The sequence below is a fragment of the Pseudomonas sp. BB438 genome, assembly GCF_057180225.1.
This window is the reverse complement of record NZ_CM170001.1, coordinates 4,642,843-4,661,001: the sequence shown is the minus strand read 5'-3', so window position 1 is coordinate 4,661,001 and position 18,159 is coordinate 4,642,843. Positions and strand designations below refer to the sequence as shown.

At 65.7% G+C, this 18,159-nt stretch carries 21 protein-coding genes; 18 read left to right on the top strand and 3 right to left on the bottom strand.

The features are described 5' to 3' along the window. Position 1: 1 nt before the first annotated feature. The 5 genes from AC1ZV1_RS21335 to AC1ZV1_RS21315 all read left to right on the top strand — a co-directional run bounded on the left by AC1ZV1_RS21335 (position 2) and on the right by AC1ZV1_RS21315 (position 3,468). Complete coding sequence (locus AC1ZV1_RS21335) at positions 2 to 790, top strand: ParA family protein (RefSeq protein WP_484293504.1); 789 nt, start codon at positions 2 to 4, stop codon at positions 788 to 790. A 97-nt stretch (positions 791 to 887) separates the two neighbouring features. Then, positions 888 to 1,838: a CheW domain-containing protein gene (locus AC1ZV1_RS21330; protein WP_484293503.1), complete on the top strand. Its 951-nt coding sequence runs from the start codon at positions 888 to 890 to the stop codon at positions 1,836 to 1,838. A 74-nt stretch (positions 1,839 to 1,912) separates the two neighbouring features. Then, positions 1,913 to 2,392, top strand: coding sequence for a chemotaxis protein CheW (locus AC1ZV1_RS21325; RefSeq protein ID WP_484293502.1), 480 nt, complete (start codon positions 1,913 to 1,915; stop codon positions 2,390 to 2,392). Position 2,393: 1 nt separating this feature from the next. After that, complete coding sequence (locus AC1ZV1_RS21320; RefSeq protein ID WP_484293501.1) at positions 2,394 to 2,801, top strand: DUF2802 domain-containing protein; 408 nt, start codon at positions 2,394 to 2,396, stop codon at positions 2,799 to 2,801. Between the two features lie 169 nt (positions 2,802 to 2,970). Then, on the top strand, positions 2,971 to 3,468 hold the full coding sequence (locus tag AC1ZV1_RS21315) for a hypothetical protein (protein ID WP_484293500.1): 498 nt from the start codon (positions 2,971 to 2,973) through the stop codon (positions 3,466 to 3,468). A gap of 6 nt (positions 3,469 to 3,474) precedes the next feature. On the opposite strand, the gene AC1ZV1_RS21310 is transcribed toward AC1ZV1_RS21315, so the two are convergent. Together AC1ZV1_RS21310 and fliK are read right to left on the bottom strand one after the other, a co-directional pair. Continuing rightward, entirely contained in the window at positions 3,475 to 3,816 is a 342-nt protein-coding gene (locus AC1ZV1_RS21310; protein ID WP_484293499.1) for an EscU/YscU/HrcU family type III secretion system export apparatus switch protein, read from the bottom strand. Further along, a complete protein-coding gene (gene fliK / locus AC1ZV1_RS21305; protein ID WP_484293498.1) occupies positions 3,813 to 5,423 on the bottom strand; it encodes a flagellar hook-length control protein FliK in 1,611 nt (536 codons plus the stop codon). Before fliK ends, AC1ZV1_RS21310 begins: the two co-directional genes overlap by 4 nt. A 461-nt stretch (positions 5,424 to 5,884) precedes the next feature. Here fliK and AC1ZV1_RS21300 point away from each other — a divergent pair, with 461 nt between their 5' ends. The 11 genes from AC1ZV1_RS21300 (at position 5,885) to AC1ZV1_RS21250 (ending at position 13,960) form a co-directional block, all read left to right on the top strand. Then, positions 5,885 to 6,403 (top strand): serine acetyltransferase, encoded by a 519-nt coding sequence (locus tag AC1ZV1_RS21300; RefSeq protein ID WP_484293497.1) that lies wholly within the window; start codon positions 5,885 to 5,887, stop codon positions 6,401 to 6,403. A 142-nt stretch (positions 6,404 to 6,545) separates the two neighbouring features. Beyond that, positions 6,546 to 7,202: a cytochrome c biogenesis heme-transporting ATPase CcmA gene (ccmA, locus tag AC1ZV1_RS21295; protein ID WP_484293496.1), complete on the top strand. Its 657-nt coding sequence runs from the start codon at positions 6,546 to 6,548 to the stop codon at positions 7,200 to 7,202. After that, positions 7,199 to 7,870 (top strand): heme exporter protein CcmB, encoded by a 672-nt coding sequence (ccmB, locus tag AC1ZV1_RS21290; protein WP_484293495.1) that lies wholly within the window; start codon positions 7,199 to 7,201, stop codon positions 7,868 to 7,870. The genes ccmA and ccmB overlap by 4 nt, the downstream gene beginning before the upstream one ends. Before the next feature lie 65 nt (positions 7,871 to 7,935). Next, complete coding sequence (locus tag AC1ZV1_RS21285) at positions 7,936 to 8,682, top strand: heme ABC transporter permease (RefSeq protein ID WP_484293494.1); 747 nt, start codon at positions 7,936 to 7,938, stop codon at positions 8,680 to 8,682. Beyond that, on the top strand, positions 8,679 to 8,855 hold the full coding sequence (ccmD, locus tag AC1ZV1_RS21280; RefSeq protein WP_484293493.1) for a heme exporter protein CcmD: 177 nt from the start codon (positions 8,679 to 8,681) through the stop codon (positions 8,853 to 8,855). The genes AC1ZV1_RS21285 and ccmD overlap by 4 nt, the downstream gene beginning before the upstream one ends. Next, positions 8,852 to 9,337, top strand: a complete 486-nt coding sequence (gene ccmE, locus AC1ZV1_RS21275) for a cytochrome c maturation protein CcmE (protein WP_484293492.1) — start codon at positions 8,852 to 8,854, stop codon at positions 9,335 to 9,337. Before ccmD ends, ccmE begins: the two co-directional genes overlap by 4 nt. Before the next feature lie 2 nt (positions 9,338 to 9,339). Next, on the top strand, positions 9,340 to 11,313 hold the full coding sequence (locus tag AC1ZV1_RS21270; RefSeq protein ID WP_484293491.1) for a heme lyase CcmF/NrfE family subunit: 1,974 nt from the start codon (positions 9,340 to 9,342) through the stop codon (positions 11,311 to 11,313). Positions 11,314 to 11,315: 2 nt separating this feature from the next. After that, a complete protein-coding gene (gene dsbE / locus AC1ZV1_RS21265; protein WP_484293490.1) occupies positions 11,316 to 11,858 on the top strand; it encodes a thiol:disulfide interchange protein DsbE in 543 nt (180 codons plus the stop codon). Beyond that, the gene (locus AC1ZV1_RS21260; protein WP_484293489.1) at positions 11,855 to 12,325 is read left to right on the top strand and encodes a cytochrome c-type biogenesis protein; all 471 of its coding nucleotides are present in this window, start codon (positions 11,855 to 11,857) and stop codon (positions 12,323 to 12,325) included. Before dsbE ends, AC1ZV1_RS21260 begins: the two co-directional genes overlap by 4 nt. After that, a complete protein-coding gene (gene ccmI, locus AC1ZV1_RS21255; protein WP_484293488.1) occupies positions 12,322 to 13,530 on the top strand; it encodes a c-type cytochrome biogenesis protein CcmI in 1,209 nt (402 codons plus the stop codon). The genes AC1ZV1_RS21260 and ccmI overlap by 4 nt, the downstream gene beginning before the upstream one ends. A gap of 22 nt (positions 13,531 to 13,552) precedes the next feature. Then, positions 13,553 to 13,960, top strand: a complete 408-nt coding sequence (locus AC1ZV1_RS21250) for a hypothetical protein (RefSeq protein WP_484293487.1) — start codon at positions 13,553 to 13,555, stop codon at positions 13,958 to 13,960. Between the two features lie 163 nt (positions 13,961 to 14,123). On the opposite strand, the gene AC1ZV1_RS21245 is transcribed toward AC1ZV1_RS21250, so the two are convergent. Then, the gene (locus tag AC1ZV1_RS21245) at positions 14,124 to 15,326 is read right to left on the bottom strand and encodes a GGDEF domain-containing protein (RefSeq protein WP_484293486.1); all 1,203 of its coding nucleotides are present in this window, start codon (positions 15,324 to 15,326) and stop codon (positions 14,124 to 14,126) included. 240 nt (positions 15,327 to 15,566) lie between these two features. Here AC1ZV1_RS21245 and AC1ZV1_RS21240 point away from each other — a divergent pair, with 240 nt between their 5' ends. Together AC1ZV1_RS21240 and AC1ZV1_RS21235 are read left to right on the top strand one after the other, a co-directional pair. Continuing rightward, complete coding sequence (locus AC1ZV1_RS21240; protein WP_484293485.1) at positions 15,567 to 16,280, top strand: lipoate--protein ligase family protein; 714 nt, start codon at positions 15,567 to 15,569, stop codon at positions 16,278 to 16,280. A gap of 58 nt (positions 16,281 to 16,338) precedes the next feature. Beyond that, positions 16,339 to 18,153, top strand: a complete 1,815-nt coding sequence (locus AC1ZV1_RS21235) for a monovalent cation:proton antiporter-2 (CPA2) family protein (protein WP_484293484.1) — start codon at positions 16,339 to 16,341, stop codon at positions 18,151 to 18,153. Positions 18,154 to 18,159: the final 6 nt, after the last annotated feature.

The window sequence follows — 18,159 nt, the reverse complement described above, 5'->3', positions numbered from 1 at the left end:
TATGAAAGTCTGGGCGGTAGCCAACCAGAAAGGTGGCGTCGGCAAGACCACATCCTCCATCGCATTGGCGGGCCTGCTGGCGGATGCCGGCAAGCGGGTGCTGATCGTCGACCTGGACCCCCATGGCTCGATGACCAGCTACTTCGGCCATGATCCGGACACCCTGGAACACAGTGTGTTCGACCTGTTCCTGCACCAGGGCAACGTGCCCGAGGGACTGCCCGAGTCGCTGCTGCTGCCGACCAGCCACGAGAACATCCGCCTGCTGCCATCGAGCACGGCGCTGGCAACCCTGGAGCGCCAGTCGCCCGGGCAGAACGGCCTGGGCCTGGTGATCGCCAAGAGCCTGGCGCAGCTGTGGAACGAATTCGATCACGCGATCATCGACAGCCCGCCGCTGCTGGGCGTGCTGATGGTCAACGCCATGGCGGCCAGCCAGCATCTGGTGATCCCGGTACAGACCGAGTTCCTCGCTCTCAAGGGCCTGGAACGCATGGTCAACACCCTCAAGATGGTCAACCGCTCGCGCAAGCAGGCGCTGCCGTTCACCATCGTGCCGACCCTGTTCGATCGCCGCACCCAGGCCTCCCTGGGCACCCTGCGCGTGCTGCGCGATACCTACCCGGAAACCCTCTGGCAGGCGTTCATCCCGGTGGATACCAAACTGCGCGACGCCAGCCGCCTGGGCACGGTGCCCTCGCGCAATGACGGCAACAGCCGTGGCGTGATCGCCTACCGTGCGCTGCTCAAGCACCTGCTGGCCCACGTGCCGGCGAGTCAGGTGGCGTGAGCATGGCGTGCCTGAACGAAAGAATCCGACGGATGCGCTCAAGAGCGGCGCGTCCGCTGCCGATAGGCTGGACAGTTACCTTGCGCGGTCATCAATCATGAGTCGTTCCGCTACCGCCACTCGCCCCCAGCTTGCGCTGCAGTCCTACCTGGATGCGCTGCTGCAGGAGGCCACGTTCGAAGACTTCGCGCCGGCACCGGTGGCGCAGCCTGTTGCGGCGCCTGTCGCGCCGGCTCCCGTGGCCCCGGTTGCGCTGGTGGTCAGCGAGCCGGTCGCGCCGCTGATCGCCGAGCCCCAGGCTGCGGTTGTCGCGGAAACCAGTGTCAGCCTCGACGAGTTCGAGGCGGCAGTGCTGGAAGAGCAGGTCCGCGATGCGCGCCTGAGCGTTGCCGTTCGTGCGTCGGTTGCCCAGTCTCCGGTGGCCGAACTGAGCCTGCCCGAGCCGCTCCCGGTCGCCGAGGCGCCGGTCCTTGCGGAGCGCGCTGTCAACGAATTGCCGCTGCCGATCGGCCAGGTCATCGACCTGCACCAGCCGGGCAGCGCCGAGATGCCCGCCGCACCGCTGAAGCTGCTGGATGATGGCCGGCCAGTGTGGGCCGCCGAGCCCTTCGAGTGCCTGCTGTTCGACGTTGCCGGGCTGACCCTGGCGGTGCCGCTGGTGTGCCTGGGCTCGATCTATCCGTTGGCGGGACACGACCTGACTCCGCTGTTCGGCCAGCCGGACTGGTTCCTGGGCATCCTGCCGGGCCAGAACGGCAACCTGAAGGTACTCGACACCGCGCGCTGGGTGATGCCCGAGCGCTACCGCGACGATTACCGCGAGGGGCTGCAGTACGTGATTTCCGTGCAGGGCTACGAGTGGGGGCTGGCGGTGCACCAGGTCAGCCGCTCGGTGCGCCTGGATCCGTCCGAGGTGAAGTGGCGCTCCCAGCGCCAGCAGCGCCCGTGGCTGGCCGGTACGGTGATCGACCAGATGTGCGCGTTGCTCGATGTCTCGGCCCTGGCCGAACTGATCGCCAGCGGCGCGGCGAAGCGCCTGCAGCCTTGAGGCTGGGTGCAAACCTGACTTGAAAGAAAACCTCCGCGCCGCAGGCGGCGTGGAACCAGAAGAGGCGAGGGGATATGAAAAAAACGTCAGCGCAAGGTGCCGAAGATCCGATTCTGCAGTGGGTCACCTTCCGCCTGGACAACGAGACCTACGGCATCAACGTGATGCAGGTCCAGGAAGTGCTGCGCTACACCGAGATCGCGCCGGTCCCCGGTGCCCCGAGCTACGTGCTGGGCATCATCAACCTGCGCGGTAACGTGGTCACCGTGATCGACACCCGCCAGCGCTTCGGCCTGGATCCGGCGCCGATCTCGGACAACACCCGCATCGTCATCATCGAAGCCGACAAGCAGGTGGTGGGCATCCTGGTCGACAGCGTCGCTGAGGTCGTCTATCTGCGCCAGTCCGAAATCGAGACCGCGCCGAATGTCGGTAACGAGGAATCGGCCAAATTCATCCAGGGCGTCTGCAACAAGAACGGCGAGCTGCTGATCCTGGTCGAGCTGGACAAGATGATGACCGAGGAAGAGTGGTCGGAGCTGGAGAGCATCTGAGGTGCTGATCGCCCTGGTTGTACTCGGTATCGCCTGCGCGGGCCTCGCAACGGCCTGCGTCTGGTTGTCCGGCCGACAGCGGGCCCAGGAGGCCCAGTCGGTACAGCTGGCCAAGCAATTGGCGGTGTTCGAGCAGCGCCTGAAAGAGCAGGGCAAGCGCATCGAGTCGTACCAGCAGATCAATATCCGCATGGGCGAAGAGCTGCGCGAGCTGAGCAAGCAGGTCGCGCCGCTGCCCGAGCGTCTGGGGCGCATCGAGCAGCGTGACCCTACCAGCCTGTCCTTCAGCCAGGCCGCGCGCCTGGTCGGCATGGGCGCCAGCCCTGAGGACCTCACCCAGAGCTGCGGCCTGTCACAGGCCGAAGCCGAGCTGGTCGCCCGCCTGCATCAGGGCAAGGCGCGGGACTGATCCCACGCCACGTCCGCTTCTGCCTGCGCGCAGAACGGCGATTCCTTCACCGCCTGTCGGTCTCCCTGCATTGTAAGGATTCCACTACGGGCAATTAGGACTCGTCTGATAATAGTGGCGGCAAATCGTCGCTAAATTGGCCTCGTCAAACTTTTCTGAGGCCATCGATATGGCGACCACTTCCCGGCGGGTCATGGTGCTGTGCTCACACCCTGGCCGGCTTCTGAGCTACAGCGTGCTGCTCAATCGGCTGGAGTTCTACCACCTGAGCCTGTGTCTGAACCTGGATGAGGTGCGCAAGGCGCTCGCCTCCCGGCAGCGCTACAGCCTGTTCATCCATGACGACTTCCGTCCCGGCCCCAACGAATTGCTGAGCCTGAAGGCGCTGAGCCGTAGCAACACCTTCCGCCAGTTCCTGCTGGTCGGGAATTACAGCACCGAGGAAAAGCGCGGTCTGCTGCAATGGGCCTGGGCCAACCGTGTGCCGCTGCTGGATGTGCTGGACAAGCCGTTGTCCCTGGCGCAACTCCGCGAAGTGACCAACAGCATGGTCCTTTACCACAGCGAGGACGAGCAGCCGATCCGCCAGTCGGTCAGCGAGTTCAGCGATTTCGCTCCAGCCAACGAGCTGCCGCCGTTCCGTACCGGCTGCGAATGCCGCGGCTGACCTGGGCTACCTGCGCCGGGACTGCGGTCCTTCCAGCAGCAGGGGAATCGCGTCCGGCGGCGTGTCCGGTGCGTCGTTCAGTGGGCTTTTGCCCTTGAGGTACCAGGCGAAGGCGATGATCTCGGCGATGGTGCGGTAGAGCGCCTCGGGAATCGCATCGCCCAATTCCAGGCGCGCCAGCAGGCGCACCAGCTCGCCGTTCTCGTAGATCGGCACCTCGTGGTGACGGGCGATGGCGAGAATGGTTTCCGCCAGTTCATCGTCCCCCTTGGCGGTGAGAGTCGGCGCATTCTGCCCGTCGTAATTGAGTGCGATGACCTGGCGTGGCGCCTTTCTGTTCTTCTTCATGCGGTCTCATCCACCCAGCGCTGCTCCACGGATGTCCGTGCGCCCTGGGGGGCTTTGCCCTGGCGGCAGCTCAGTTCGCCCACGGTCAGGCCTGCGTCGTTCAGGCGCTGACGCAGGGTGCCCAGTTCGCCATCGATCAGACTGGCGGTAGCGGCGCGTTCGGCCCACAGCTGGGTACCGATGCTGCCGTGGGCCAGGGTGGCCTGGACCTGCAGTGGGCCGAGACTGTCCAGGTCGAAAGCCAGGTCGACGCGCCAGAGCATGTCGCGGGTCTGTTGTTCCCGCTCTCCCGTCGCGCTGTCTTTTTCTTCCTGCTGGATGCGCACCTGGATCGGCACCATCTGATGCTGGTGGCGCAGGGGAATTTCCAGCTGCCAGGTATTCACTACCGTGCCATCGGGGAGGACGTCGCTCTGCGCGAGACTGCCCAACTGGTGTGTCTGCAGGCGGGAAACCGCGGCAGCAGCGAGTTTGAGCAGGGACTCGAGGTCGCCTTCTTCCTCCAGTTCGTTGGCCAGCCGGCTGGGCAGCGGGAAGCTGGCCGGTGGCAGCGTGCGTCCACTGGTCTGGCCGATCACGCCGAGGGCGTTGCGGACGAAGGCGGGCATGGCCTGCGCCAGGTTGTTGGCACCGGCCAGCGCATTGCTGGGCAGGTTGCTCAGTACCGCAGCTGCGCTGCCACTCTGGACGGCTGGCAGCAGTTGGGCGATCAACCGCAGCAGGTTGGCCTTGAGGTCCTGGGGAAGGCCCTCGACGCCTCGCAGCAGTTGGCCTTCGAGGAACACGCCGCTCTGCTGGAAAGCTTGAGCAACGCCCTTCGCATCGCTGAGCTGGCGCACGTCCGGGAGTGCGCCAAGCAGCTTGTCCACTGCCTGACGCAGCTCGGGACTCACGTCCGGGGCACTGCCGGTGCCTTGCAGTGCCTTGAACAGCCCCTCCAGCGATCCCTGGCGGGCTTGCTGCGAGCTGAGCTGCAGGCTCAGATCGAGCTGGTCCAGGCGGGCGTTCATGGGCAAGAACTGCAGTGCCTGTTGGTCCTGGACGCGAGCGCTGAGCAGGCTGTTCAGCGGCAGCGGATTGGGCGACTCGATGCTCAGCTGGCGCCCAGCCAGCGGCGTATTGAGCAGCGTGACCAGGACCTTGTATATCGCCTGTTCGGCCTTGCCCTGGGCAATCAATTGGCTGGCGTCCACCTTGCCCTGGATCAGCGTGCCAACTGGCAGCACGTCGAGGTCGAGGCTGCCCAGCGGCGACTGGCTGGAGCTGCTCAGGCCAATCGAGCCAAGGCTCGGCTGGCTCAGCAGGGTGGCAGCGAGGTTGGTCTGGGTCAGCGTCGAGAGCTGCAGCGTGCTGCCCTTGGGCAGTGCCTGGGGGCTCTCCGCGACCACGAGTGCCTGCTGGCCGCTGGTCATGGTCAGGCGCAGCAGCAACTGGAAATTCACCTGCCCGTCGCGTACCGCCAGTACTTCCGCGTGGGCCTTGTCTCCCGGCGGCAGCAGGTCACCCAGGCTCTGTGCGAGCTTGAGCGTCAGCTCGGCGGCGTTCTGCGCATTGCGCAGCGACGGCGTGGGTGGTAGCGGACGGGAAGCGCCAATTTCGCTCGGCATCGGGGACCTGTAGGCGGTGTGACGGGATTGCGCCCAATGTATCGGCGGCGATTGTGCGCACTTTAGACCGTTCGGACGGTTGGAGCCGCCCCAAACGACCCCGATCGAGGACGGCGAGGGCCCGTTTTCGTTGCCCAGGGATTTTAAGAGAGGGTTAAGGATTCAGGGGCACAATGACAGCATCGCTCGCCGTGGACGCGTCGAAAACCCGCGTGTTGCAAAGGCTGCAGCGATTGTTGCTTTCTGGTGAACGCAGCGTTGTTTTGTGCCGCTGGGCGCTATCAGAGTAATATTGCGTTTTCATTGCCGCAGGGACCGCAGGCTGAATCACGTGGAATGCAGTAATGACCTTCGCGGAATTGAAACGGCTGTGGCGAATCGAGATTCTGGGTGGCGAGCAAAGCCGCTTCAGCTGGACTCGGCTTCATCGTCGCTGCCGGCAGCGTGCCCGGTATCGTTACATGTTCTGGTTCCGCGTCGCCCAGTACCTGCACTCCAGCCCCAGCGCCTTCTGGCAGAAGCGCGCCAAGCGCCTGGGTGATCGCCTGGCCGAGCGCTTCGGCATCGAGATTCCCATCACCATACCGATCGGTGAGGGGCTCTACATCCCACACCTGGTGGGCATCGTGATCACCCGCAAGGCGGTGATCGGCAAGAACTTCAGCATCTTCCAGAACACCACCATCGGCCAGAAGAACGACGGCAGCGCACCGATTGTCATCGGCGACAACGTCAGCCTTGGCGCCAACGTCTGCATCATCGGGGACGGCCTCAGCATTGGCGACAATGTCTCGGTGGGAGCGGCAGCCTTCGTCAATCGTGATATCCCGGCCAACCACGCCTACATCTCGCGGCACACCCATAGCCTGATCGAGCAACAGGAGCGTTCGCCGATCAGCACCATGCATACCCGTCGTGCCCGCGACGAAGAGGCGCAGCCGGACGATCACGATGGCCCAGGAGCCCGGCGCAGGGCCTGAGGCGCGTTACACCCTGTCGAAAAACCTGACGTCGGGCGTAGGAACGGCTGTGTATAATGCGCCGCCCGAGGCCGTGCTTGGCGGCTCGGGCGGTATGGCCGCATTTTTGCACCACTGACTGTTTTCTGCCCGACGGTTGCCAATGCCCTTGAACCATCCCCTCCTCGAAACCGTGGCGCTCGCCTGCGAGCGGGACTGGCGCATGCTGTTCGAACGTCTCGATTTGCGACTGGGCGCTGGCGAGATGCTACAGATTGTCGGCCCCAACGGCAGCGGCAAGACCAGCCTGTTGCGTCTGCTCAGCGGGCTGATGCAGCCCACTGCCGGTGATGTACTGCTCAATGGCCAGCCGTTGACCGAGCAACGCCACGAACTGGCCCGCCTGCTGCTGTGGATCGGTCACGCCGCGGGTATCAAGGGCTTGCTGACCGCCGAGGAAAACCTCGCCTGGCTCTGCGCTCTGCACCAGCCGGCCAACCGTGATGCCATCTGGCAAGCACTGGAAGCCGTCGGCCTGCGCGGCTTCGAGGACGTTCCCTGTCATACCCTGTCTGCGGGCCAGCAGCGCCGCGTGGCCCTGGCGCGCCTGTACCTGGACGCGCCGCCGTTGTGGATCCTCGACGAACCCTTCACCGCCCTGGACAAGCAGGGCGTGGCGCAGCTGGAAGAACACCTGGCTGGCCATTGCGAGCGCGGTGGTCTGGTCGTGCTTACTACCCACCACACGCTGGAACGCATGCCAAAAGGCTATCGCGCGCTCGATCTGGGCCAGCATGCACGGGAGGTGGCGGCGCGATGAGCAACGTCTTCACCCTGCTGCTCGCCCGCGAAGCGCGCCTGTTGTTCCGCCGTCCGGCGGAGCTGGCTAATCCTTTGGTGTTCTTCGGCATCGTCATCGCACTGTTCCCGCTGGCAGTCGGCCCCGAATCGGAAATGCTCAAGAGCCTCTCGCCGGGCCTGGTCTGGGTCGCGGCATTGCTGGCGGTGCTGCTGTCGCTGGACGGCCTGTTCCGCAGCGATTTCGAGGATGGTTCCCTGGAACAGTGGGTCCTTTCGCCGCACCCCCTGCCACTACTGGTCCTGGCCAAAGTGCTGGCACACTGGCTGGTTTCAGGGCTGGCGCTGGTGCTGCTGTCGCCGCTGTTCGCCCTGATGCTGGGCCTGCCGGTGCGCTGCCTGCCCGACCTGTTGCTGTCGTTGCTGCTGGGCACGCCGATTCTTAGCCTGCTGGGCGCGGTCGGCGCGGCCCTTACCGTGGGCTTGAAGCGAGGCGGCCTGCTGCTGGCCTTGCTGATTCTGCCGCTCTACATTCCGGTGCTGATCCTGGGCAGCGGAGCGCTGCAGGCGTCGCTGCAAGGGCTGCCCACCGCCGGGCACCTGTTGTGGCTGGCCAGCCTGACGGCGTTAGCATTGACGCTGACGCCCTTTGCCATCGCCGCCGGGCTGAAGATCAGCGTCGGCGAGTGAACGAACGATCGCCGGGCTGGGAAGCGGCACCGGCGGCAGACTAGAGCTTTGAATTACAGAGCCTGATGATGAACTGGACTTGGTTTCACAAGCTTGGCTCGCCCAAGTGGTTCTACGAGATCAGCGGACGCTGGATGCCCTGGTTCGCGGTCGCCGCGATCGTGCTGATGGTTGCCGGCACCGTCTGGGGCCTGGCCTTCGCGCCGCCGGATTACCAGCAGGGCAACAGCTTCCGCATCATCTATATCCACGTGCCGGCGGCGTTCCTCGCCCAGTCCTGCTACGTGATGCTGGCCGTGGCCGGCGCGATCGGGCTGATCTGGAAGATGAAGATCGCCGACGTCGCCGTGCAGTGCGCCGCGCCCATCGGCGCCTGGATGACCTTCGTCGCGCTGGTCACCGGCGCCATCTGGGGCAAGCCGACCTGGGGCGCCTGGTGGGTCTGGGACGCGCGCCTGACCTCCATGCTGATCCTGCTGTTCTTGTATTTCGGCATCATCGCCCTCGGCCAGGCCATCACCAACCGCGACAGCGCGGCCAAGGCCTGCGCCGTGCTGGCCATCGTCGGCGTGGTGAACATCCCGATCATCAAGTACTCGGTGGACTGGTGGAACACCCTTCACCAGCCGGCCACCTTCACTCTTACCGAGAAGCCGCCGATGCCGCCGGAGATGTGGATCCCGCTGCTGATGATGGTCGCTGGCTTCTACTGCTTCTTCGCCGTGGTGCTGATGATGCGCATGCGCCTGGAGGTGCTGAAGCGCGAAGCCCGCGCGAGCTGGGTCAAGGCCGTGGTGGAGCGCGCGCTATGAGTTTCGAGTCCTTCTCCGATTTCGTCGCCATGGGGCACCATGGCCCTTACGTGTGGTCCGCCTACGCCATCTGCCTGGTGGTCCTGGCGATCAACGTCGTCTCGCCGATCGTGGCGCGCCGGCGTTACCTGCAAGAAGAGGCGCGTCGTCTGCGCCGGGAGGCCAGCAAGTGAATCCGGTCCGCAAGAAGCGTCTGTACATCGTCCTGGCCATCGTCGCCGGCGTCGGTGTCGCCGTCAGCCTGGCGCTGTCCGCGCTGCAGGAAAACATCAACCTGTTCTACACCCCGACCCAGATCGCCAACGGCGAAGCGCCGCACGATACGCGCATCCGCGCCGGCGGCATGGTCGAGAAGGGCTCGCTCAAGCGCTCGGCGGATTCGCTGGACGTGGAATTCGTGGTCACCGACTTCGCCAAGGAAGTCACCGTGAAGTACCGCGGCATCCTCCCGGACCTGTTCCGCGAGGGGCAGGGCATCGTTGCCCTGGGCAAGATCGACGAAGCCGGCGTGCTGACCGCCGATGAAGTCCTGGCCAAGCACGACGAGAAGTACATGCCGCCGGAAGTCACCAAGGCGCTCAAGGACAGCGGCAAGCTGGAACACTACGAAGCCAGCCAGAACGGCAATGCCGCACCGCAACAGGGGAGCAACTGACGATGATTCCCGAACTCGGTCACCTCTCGCTGATCCTCGCGCTGTGCATGGCGCTGGTGATGTCGTTCTTCCCGCTGGTCGGTGCCTGGCGCGGCGATCGCCAGTGGATGAGCCTGGCACGCCCGGCTGCCTGGGGGCAGTTCGCCTTCCTGCTGTTCTCCTTCGGCTGCCTGACGTGGGCCTTCCTCCACGATGATTTCTCGGTCGCCTACGTCGCCAGCAACTCCAACAGCGCGCTGCCCTGGTTCTACAAGTTCAGCGCCGTGTGGGGCGCCCACGAAGGCTCGCTGCTGCTCTGGGCACTGATCCTCGGCGGCTGGACCTTCGCGGTGTCGGTATTCTCCCGCCAACTGCCGGAAGTGATGCTGGCGCGTGTGCTGGCCGTGATGGGCATGATCAGCACCGGTTTCCTGCTGTTCCTGATCATCACCTCCAACCCCTTCAGCCGCCTGCTGCCGCAGGTGCCGGCCGACGGCAACGATCTCAATCCGCTGCTGCAGGACCCGGGGCTGATCTTCCACCCACCGATGCTCTACATGGGCTACGTGGGTTTCTCGGTGGCCTTCGCCTTCGCCATCGCCGCGCTGCTTGGCGGACGCCTGGACGCGGCCTGGGCACGCTGGTCGCGCCCCTGGACCCTGGTGGCCTGGACCTTCCTCGGCGTCGGCATCGTGCTCGGCTCCTGGTGGGCCTACTACGAACTGGGCTGGGGGGGCTGGTGGTTCTGGGACCCGGTGGAAAACGCTTCCTTCATGCCTTGGCTGGTGGGCACCGCGCTGATCCACTCGCTGGCCGTGACCGAGAAACGCGGCGTGTTCAAGAGCTGGACCGTGCTGCTGGCCATCGCGGCCTTCTCCCTGAGCCTGCTGGGTACCTTCCTGGTGCGCTCCGGCGTGCTGACCTCGGTGCATGCCTTCGCCTCGGACCCCGAGCGTGGCGTATTCATCCTTGCCTTCCTGCTGCTGGTGGTCGGTGGCTCGCTGACGCTGTTTGCCCTGCGCGCGCCGGTGGTCAAGAGCCAGGTCGGCTTCGCCCTGTGGTCACGCGAGACCCTGCTGCTGCTGAACAATCTGATCCTGGTGGTCACCGCCTCGATGATCCTGCTGGGCACCCTCTACCCGCTGGTGCTCGATGCCATCAGCGGTGCCAAGCTGTCGGTCGGCCCGCCGTACTTCAATGCGCTGTTCGTGCCGTTGATCGCCATCCTCATGCTGGCCCTGGCGGTCGGCGTGCTGGTGCGCTGGAAGGACACCCCGACGCGCTGGCTGCGCAACATGCTCACCCCGGTCCTGATCGGCACCGTGGTGCTCGGCGGTCTCGGCAGCTTCCTGTATGGCGAGCTGCACTGGGAAGTCCTGACGGTGTTCATGCTGGCGGCCTGGGTGGTGCTGGCCGGCGTCCGTGACTTCTTCGACAAGGTTCGCCACAAGGGCGTGATTGCCGGTGCCGCGGGCCTCAACCGCAGCTACTGGGGCATGCAACTGGCGCACTTCGGTATCGCCATCTGTGCCATCGGCGTGGTTCTCACCAGCCAGTTCAGCGCCCAGCGCGACCTGCGCATGGCGCCGGGCGAGTCGGTGGAGCTGGCCGGTTACCAGTTCCGCTTCGAGGGCACCCATCACTTCGAAGGCCCGAACTTCACCTCCGACAAGGGCACCATCCGCGTGACCCGCAACGGCTCTGAAGTTGCCGTGCTGCACCCGGAGAAGCGCCTGTACAGCGTGCAGAACTCGATGATGACCGAGGCCGGCATCCACGGCAGCCTGACCCGCGACCTCTACGTCGCCCTGGGTGAGCCGCTGGACAACGGCGCCTGGGCCGTGCGCGTGCACATCAAGCCCTTCGTGCGCTTCATCTGGCTCGGCGGCCTGCTGATGGCCCTGGGTGGCGTGCTGGCGGCGCTGGACCGTCGCTATCGCCTCAAAGTGAAAACGCGTGTACGCGAGGCCCTGGGCCTCGCCGGACAGGGAGCCTGAGTGTGAAGCGTGCGATCCTGCTGTTGCCCCTGGCGATCTTCCTGGTCGTCGCGGTGTTCCTCTTCCGTGGCCTGTGGCTGGACCCCAGCGAACTGCCCTCGGCGCTGATCGGCAAGCCGTTCCCGGCGTTCTCCCTGCCCAGCGTCACCGAGCCGGGCAAGACCTACACCGAAGCCGATATCAAGGGCAAGCCGGCGCTGGTCAACGTCTGGGGTACCTGGTGCCCGACCTGCCGCTTCGAACATCCGGTGCTCACCGATCTCGCCGCCAAGGGCGTGGTGATCTACGGCATCAACTACAAGGACGATGGCGCCGCAGCGCAGAAGTGGCTCAAGGAGCTGCACAACCCCTACCTGATGAACATCGCCGACGCACAGGGCACCCTGGGCCTCGACCTGGGCGTGTATGGCGCACCAGAGACCTACATCATCGACAAGGACGGCATCATCCGGCACAAGCTGGTCGGCGCCGTCGACGAGAAGGTCTGGCGCGAGCAGTTGGCACCGATCTACCAGGGACTGGTCGACGACGCGGAGGGCAAATGAAGCGCCTTCTTGCTGCCGCGGCGCTGGGCCTAACGCTGACCGGCATCGCCCACGCCGCCATCGATACCTACGAGTTCGCCAATGACGCCGAGCGCGAGCGTTTCCGCGACCTGACCACCGAGCTGCGTTGCCCCAAGTGCCAGAACCAGGACATCGCCGACTCCAACGCGCCGATCGCCGCGGACCTGCGCAAGCAGATCTACACCCAGATGGCGGCCGGCAAGAGCAACCAGCAGATCGTTGACTACATGGTCGACCGCTACGGCGAGTTCGTGCGCTACAAGCCCGAAATCAGCGAGCGCACCTGGCTGCTCTGGTTCGGTCCCGCCGCGCTGCTGGGCCTGGGCGTGATCGTCATTGGCGCCATCGTCGTGCGCCGCCGTCGCCCGGCCGCTGCCGCTTCCACCACGCTGTCCGCCGAGGAGCAGGCGCGTCTCGACCAATTGCTGGATAACCAAGACAAATGATCGATTTCTGGCTCGCTGCCGGCCTGCTGTTGCTGGTGGCCCTGGCATTTCTCCTCGTCCCTCTGCTGCGCGGCCGCAAGGCCCAGGCCGAGGAAGACCGCACCGCCCTCAACGTCGCCCTGTACCAGGAGCGCCTGGCCGAGCTGGCTACCCAGCGTGACGCCGGCACCCTTGACGTCGCGCAGTTCGAGGCTGGTCGCGCCGAAGCCGCCCGGGAGCTGCTCACCGACACCGAGGGAGCCGGCGATGACCGCCGCTCACGCCTCGGCCGCGCAGCGCCGCTGGTGGCTGCGCTGGTGTTGCCGTTCCTCGCCCTGGGGCTCTATCTGCATTGGGGCGCTAGTGACAAGGTCGAGCTCGCCCGCGAATTTGCCACCGCGCCCAAGTCCATGGAGGAGATGACCGCTCGCCTGGAGCGCGCGCTGAAGGCCCAGCCGGATTCTGCCGAGGGCTGGTACTTCCTCGGGCGTACCTATATGACCCAGAACCGCGCTGGTGACGCCTCCAAGGCCTTCGAACAGGCTGCACGCCTGTCCGGACGGCAGCCGGAGGTGCTCGGCCAGTGGGCCCAGGCGCTGTATTTCGCCGGCGACAAGGCACTCAGCCCGCAGGTCCGTGATCTGGCCGACGAAGCGCTGAAGAAGGACCCGCAGGAAGTCACCACCCTCGGCCTGCTCGGCATTGCTGCCTTCGAGGACGAGAAGTACGCCGACGCCATCGACTACTGGGGCCGCCTGGTCGCCGTGCTGCCGCAGGACGATCCGTCCCGCGACGCCATCGCCGGTGGTATCGAGCGTGCCCGCCAGCGCATGGTCGAAAAGGGCCAGACCCCGCCGGACGCGCCAGTTGCTGCCACCGCTGGCGTGACCCTGAAGGTGAAGGTCGACCTGACCGACGCCGTGAAGGGCCAGGTCAAGCCCGACGACAGCGTGTTCGTTTTCGCACGCGCCGTGAGTGGTCCGCCAATGCCGCTGGCGGTTAAGCGTCTGAGGGTTTCCGACCTGCCCAGCGAGGTGTCGCTGAGCGACGCCGATGCGATGATGCCGCAGCTCAAGCTCTCCCAGCATCCGCAGGTGCAACTGGTGGCGCGCATCTCACGCGCTGGCAATGCCACTGCCGGGGAATGGATCGGACGAAGCGCTTCGTTGTCTACTTCCCAGGCGGGCGAGCAGAGCGTGACAATCGACAGCCCGGATCAGAAGTAATACGACACGAGAGGGTTGAGCGATGAAGGGCAGAGTGCTGGCGTTGAGCGCCATGCTGGTACTGGGGGGGTGCGTGGTGCAACCGCAGCAGCCGGAGCAGCCGCCCGTGCAGACGTCGCCGCCCTCGCAGCCGAGCAAGCCGATCCCGCCGGCCAGGACATCCAGCTCGCCCATCACGCCGCAGCCGTCCAAGCCGTCGGCTGCGTCCAGGCGACCGACCCAGTTCGCTCCGCCGCCTGGCGGCCAGGGACGCTGGGATGCCAGCCTCGGCGTATACGTGATCCAGGGGCAGAAGGATCTCTATTACCGCCAGCGCACCTACTACCATTGGGACAGCGGCTGGTATTGGAGCGTCGGTCCGCAAGGGCCCTGGACCGAGACCGACAGCAGTGGCGTGCCGCCGGGACTGACGCGCAAGTACGCGCAGTAAGACGGTTTTCTTGTTTTGCCGAGGGGGACGTCAGGTCCTTGCTCGCGGACGGTCAAGCCCTCTGCGGTGCTCACCACCCTCTCCCTTTAGGGAGAGGGTTGGGGAGAGGGGCTTTCCTGCCGTCCTCCCCCCTTGGCATCCGCTGTACTCCGTTCTTAGTTCTTCAATCGAACGTCCCCATCTCCGTCCCCAGCTCGATGACTTCCACCCGGTTGCGGCCGCACGCCTTGGCCTTGTACAGCGCCTTGTCCGCCGCTGCGTAGAGCCCCTCGTAGGTGCCCGGTATGCCGGCTTCCAGGCAGGCGATGCCGAAGCTCGCGGTGAGGTAGAGCAGGCCGTCCTTTATCGGCAGCGGGGTTTCCTCCAGTAGCCGGCGCACCTTTTCGGCGATGGTGCGTGCCTGGAATTGCGCGGTGTCCGGCAGGAGCAGCAGAAACTCCTCGCCACCCAAGCGCGCCACGCTGTCGCCGGTGCGCGTGTAGTTGCGCAGGAGCGTGGCGGTGTGGCGGATGACTTCGTCCCCCAGCGGATGGCCGTAGCGGTCGTTGATGAACTTGAAATGATCCAGGTCCACCATGAGCAGGCTGATCGGCGCCGGCTGGCGTGCCGCGCGCGACAATTCCATGCTTACCAGTTGATCGAACTGTCGGCGGTTGAACAGTCCGGTCAGCGGGTCGTGGCCGGCGAGGTATTCCAGCTGGCGGTTCTTCTCCTCCAGTTCCAGCCGTTGCTGGCGCAGGAACTCGCGCTGGCGCAGGTTGCGAACGTGGCCGTGCCAGAGGATGAACGACAGCACCAGGCCGATGCCGCAGATGGTCAGTCCGCCCATCTGGTTCGACAGGCGCAGCTGCGGGCTGGACTGGGTGAGGGCCATGGTCAACTCGAAGGCGGCCAAGGCGAGGATGTAGAGGATGACGGCCAGACTCGGGCGCAGCAGGATGAGCAACGCCGTGGCGACCGCAGCCATGAGGAAGGGGGTGATGCTGCTGGTGACCTGCTGGTCGGCGCCGGTGATGGCGATGCCGAATCCCAGCACCAGGGCGCTGCCCAGCACGGTGAGGGTCTGCATGTAGCGCAGCGACGCGTTGCGGCGTGGTGGCGCGGCCAGCCAGGCGAGCAGGCCAAGGAGGGTGAAGAGCACGGCGACCACGGCGTGGACGCGGATGATATCCAGCCGCCAGCCGTCGTATTCGGGGCTGGAGCCCTGCAGGTTGAGGCGGAATACCAGGATGTGGATCAGGTCGAAGGGCACCGCCAGCAGGGCGGAAAAATACAGGCGCCGCAGGTTTTCCCGGGCGATCGGCAGCGCCAGTGTGTCGTTGACGGCAATGGCGTGGTGCAGACGCTGAAGCAACGTCCTGGACACGGGCTCTGGCCTCCTGCGCAAGTGCCGGCCTGTAGCAGGATAGACGCAGCGCCGCTTCGCTGTGGGGCGGAGTGAAATCGACGTGACTTGGCGCGATGTCGCGGTTGTCACAGGCCGCTACGCTGAAATTTCCGAGCACGGCAACAAAATGGCCCGCAAGATTGTCGGATAAGCCCTCGGCGGGCATAGTCCGCACCCCGGTTAATCCTAGGACGCTCTCATGAAACCATGGTTGCTCTCATGAATAAGGTGCAACGACTGTCGGCACAGCAAGGTCTGGACGCCGAACGCGCGCTGCTCGATGCCGCCTTTGCCGGTGAGCGCGACAGTGGCCTGCTGTTCTGGAGCCCGCTGGAGCAATCCCTGGTGATGCCACGCCGGCTGAGCCGCCTGGAGGGCTTTGCTGCCGCCGAGGTGGCCTGTGCCGGGCTGGGCTGGCCGATCGCCCTGCGTGACACCGGCGGCGAGCCGGTGCCGCAGTCTGCAGGGGTGCTCAACGTCGCCCTGGTCTACGCGATTCCGCCCAGCGACAACGAGCAGACGCGCATTGAAACCGCCTACCTGCGTCTCTGCCAGCCGCTCTGTGACTGGCTGGCCGCCCTCGGCCTCGATCCGGGGCTGGGGGAAGTGGATGGCGCGTTCTGCGATGGCCGTTACAACGTCAACCTGGGAGGGCGCAAGCTGGTGGGCACCGCCCAGCGCTGGCGCCGTCGGCCCAGCGACGGGCGCTACGTGGTGCTGGCCCACGGCGCCATCCTGATGGAAAACCAGCGCGAACCAATGGTCGCGGCGGTCAACGCCTTCTATGAAAACTGCGGGCTCGAGGCCCGTGTGCGTGCCAGCAGCCACGTGGCGCTGGCGGAGCGCTACGAGCAGCCCTGGGATCAGGTGGATGCCCTGGCCGGGCAGTTCCAGCGACACCTGCTGGCCGAGGGTGTGGCGCTGGACGTGTGAGATGAACGACGTGGGTGGATCTTCGCTTCGCCCCAACCCTTCCAAGGAGTCTTGATAGATGGAACATGGGACGAACTACCTGCAGTCGGCAGTGGTCTTCCTGCTCGCGGCGGTATTCATGGTGCCGCTGGCCAAGCGTCTGCAACTGGGCGCGGTGCTCGGCTACCTGCTCGCGGGGGTATTCATCGGCCCGTCGCTGCTGGGGCTGATCGACAACCCCGAAAGCGTCGCCAGCCTCTCCGAGCTGGGCGTGGTGCTGCTGCTTTTCATCATCGGCCTGGAGCTCTCGCCCAAGCGCCTGTGGGTGATGCGCAAGCAGGTGTTCGGCGTGGGTCTGGCCCAGGTGCTGCTCACCGCGCTGGCCATCGGTAGCGTCGCGGTGCTGGCCTTCGATATGCCGGTGAACACTTCCGTGGTGCTGGGCGGCGGCCTGGCGCTGTCGTCCACTGCCTTCGGCCTGCAGATCCTCGCCGAGCGCAAGGAGCTGAACAGCCCCTACGGCCGTCTCGGTTTCGCCATCCTGCTGTTCCAGGACATCGCCGCGATCCCGCTGATCGCGATGATCCCACTGCTGGGCGCACGCGCCGATTCGACGGCACCGGGCGGTGACCTGGCCCATGTCATGGAAGTGGTCGGCAGCATCGCCGTGGTGGTGATCGGTGGGCGCTTCCTGCTGCGTCCGGTGTTCCGTTCGGTGGCCCGTACCGGCCAGGCTGACCTGTCGACCGCCACCGCATTGCTGGTAGTAGTCGGTACTGCCTGGCTGATGGAGTGGGCCGGCGTGTCCATGGGCCTGGGCGCCTTCCTCGCCGGCCTGCTGCTGGCGGACTCGGAATACCGCCACGAACTGGAAGCGCAGATCGAGCCCTTCAAGGGCCTGTTGCTGGGTCTGTTCTTCATCAGCGTGGGCATGAGCGCCAACCTTGGCCTGCTCAAGAGCGAGCCGCTCGTGGTGCTCGGCCTGACCCTGCTGCTGGTGGGTATCAAACTGCCGCTGCTGTTCCTCATCGGCCGCCTGGCCGGCGGCTTGGACAAGGTCTCGGCGATCCGTCTGGGCGTGCTGCTGGGTGCCGGCGGCGAGTTCGCCTTCGTGGTGTTCAAGCTGGCCTTGGCCCAGGGGCTGATGGACAGCAAATTGCACTCGCTGCTGGTGCTGTGCATCACCCTGTCCATGGCGATGACGCCGCTGCTGGTGCTTGGGCTGGCACGTGGCATCAAGCCCAAGCCGGCCGTCCTGCGCGAGCCGCCGCCCGAATACCGCCAACTGCCGGATGACGCGCCGCGCGTGGTCATCGCCGGCATGGGCCGGATGGGCCAGGTGGTCGCCCGTATCATGCGTGCCCAGGGCGTGCCCTTCGTCGCGCTGGATACCTCGGTGGACACCATCGAGCTGACCCGCAGCTACGGCAACATCCCGATCTTCTACGGCGATCCGTTGCGTCCGGAGATCCTGCGCGCCGCCCAGGTGGAAAAGGCCGAGTTCTTCGTCGTCGCCACCGACGACCCGCAGACCAACATCGAGACCGCACGGCTGGTGCGCAAGCTCTATCCGCACATGAAAGTCATCGGCCGGGCACGTAACCGCCAGCACGTTTACCACCTGCTGGACGCCGACGCGACGCCGGTGCGCGAGACCTTCCACTCGAGCCTGGAGATGAGCCGCCTGCTGCTCACTGGCCTGGGCCTGAACGAGGAGCAGGTCGCCGCGCGCATCCGCCGCTTCAAGCGGCACGACGAAGCGGTGCTGATGGCGCAATATCGCGTCTACGACGACGAGACCGCGGTGATCCAGACCGCCCGCGAGGCACGCAAGGAGCTGGAAACCCTGTTCGAGGCGGACCACCTGGAAGACCAGGGTATCGGTCACCACTGACGGGCC

Excerpts from the sequence above, each read along its gene's own strand:
- AC1ZV1_RS21335 (WP_484293504.1), top strand. The coding sequence starts at position 2 with ATGAAAGTCTGGGCGGTAGCCAACCAGAAAGGTGGCGTCGGCAAGACC.
- AC1ZV1_RS21330 (WP_484293503.1), top strand. The coding sequence starts at position 888 with ATGAGTCGTTCCGCTACCGCCACTCGCCCCCAGCTTGCGCTGCAGTCC.
- AC1ZV1_RS21325 (WP_484293502.1), top strand. The coding sequence starts at position 1,913 with ATGAAAAAAACGTCAGCGCAAGGTGCCGAAGATCCGATTCTGCAGTGG.
- AC1ZV1_RS21315 (WP_484293500.1), top strand. The coding sequence starts at position 2,971 with ATGGCGACCACTTCCCGGCGGGTCATGGTGCTGTGCTCACACCCTGGC.
- AC1ZV1_RS21310 (WP_484293499.1), bottom strand. The coding sequence starts at position 3,816 with ATGAAGAAGAACAGAAAGGCGCCACGCCAGGTCATCGCACTCAATTAC.
- fliK (WP_484293498.1), bottom strand. The coding sequence starts at position 5,423 with ATGCCGAGCGAAATTGGCGCTTCCCGTCCGCTACCACCCACGCCGTCG.
- AC1ZV1_RS21300 (WP_484293497.1), top strand. The coding sequence starts at position 5,885 with ATGTTCTGGTTCCGCGTCGCCCAGTACCTGCACTCCAGCCCCAGCGCC.
- ccmA (WP_484293496.1), top strand. The coding sequence starts at position 6,546 with ATGCCCTTGAACCATCCCCTCCTCGAAACCGTGGCGCTCGCCTGCGAG.
- ccmB (WP_484293495.1), top strand. The coding sequence starts at position 7,199 with ATGAGCAACGTCTTCACCCTGCTGCTCGCCCGCGAAGCGCGCCTGTTG.
- AC1ZV1_RS21285 (WP_484293494.1), top strand. The coding sequence starts at position 7,936 with ATGATGAACTGGACTTGGTTTCACAAGCTTGGCTCGCCCAAGTGGTTC.
- ccmD (WP_484293493.1), top strand. The coding sequence starts at position 8,679 with ATGAGTTTCGAGTCCTTCTCCGATTTCGTCGCCATGGGGCACCATGGC.
- AC1ZV1_RS21270 (WP_484293491.1), top strand. The coding sequence starts at position 9,340 with ATGATTCCCGAACTCGGTCACCTCTCGCTGATCCTCGCGCTGTGCATG.
- AC1ZV1_RS21260 (WP_484293489.1), top strand. The coding sequence starts at position 11,855 with ATGAAGCGCCTTCTTGCTGCCGCGGCGCTGGGCCTAACGCTGACCGGC.
- ccmI (WP_484293488.1), top strand. The coding sequence starts at position 12,322 with ATGATCGATTTCTGGCTCGCTGCCGGCCTGCTGTTGCTGGTGGCCCTG.
- AC1ZV1_RS21250 (WP_484293487.1), top strand. The coding sequence starts at position 13,553 with ATGAAGGGCAGAGTGCTGGCGTTGAGCGCCATGCTGGTACTGGGGGGG.
- AC1ZV1_RS21240 (WP_484293485.1), top strand. The coding sequence starts at position 15,567 with ATGAATAAGGTGCAACGACTGTCGGCACAGCAAGGTCTGGACGCCGAA.
- AC1ZV1_RS21235 (WP_484293484.1), top strand. The coding sequence starts at position 16,339 with ATGGAACATGGGACGAACTACCTGCAGTCGGCAGTGGTCTTCCTGCTC.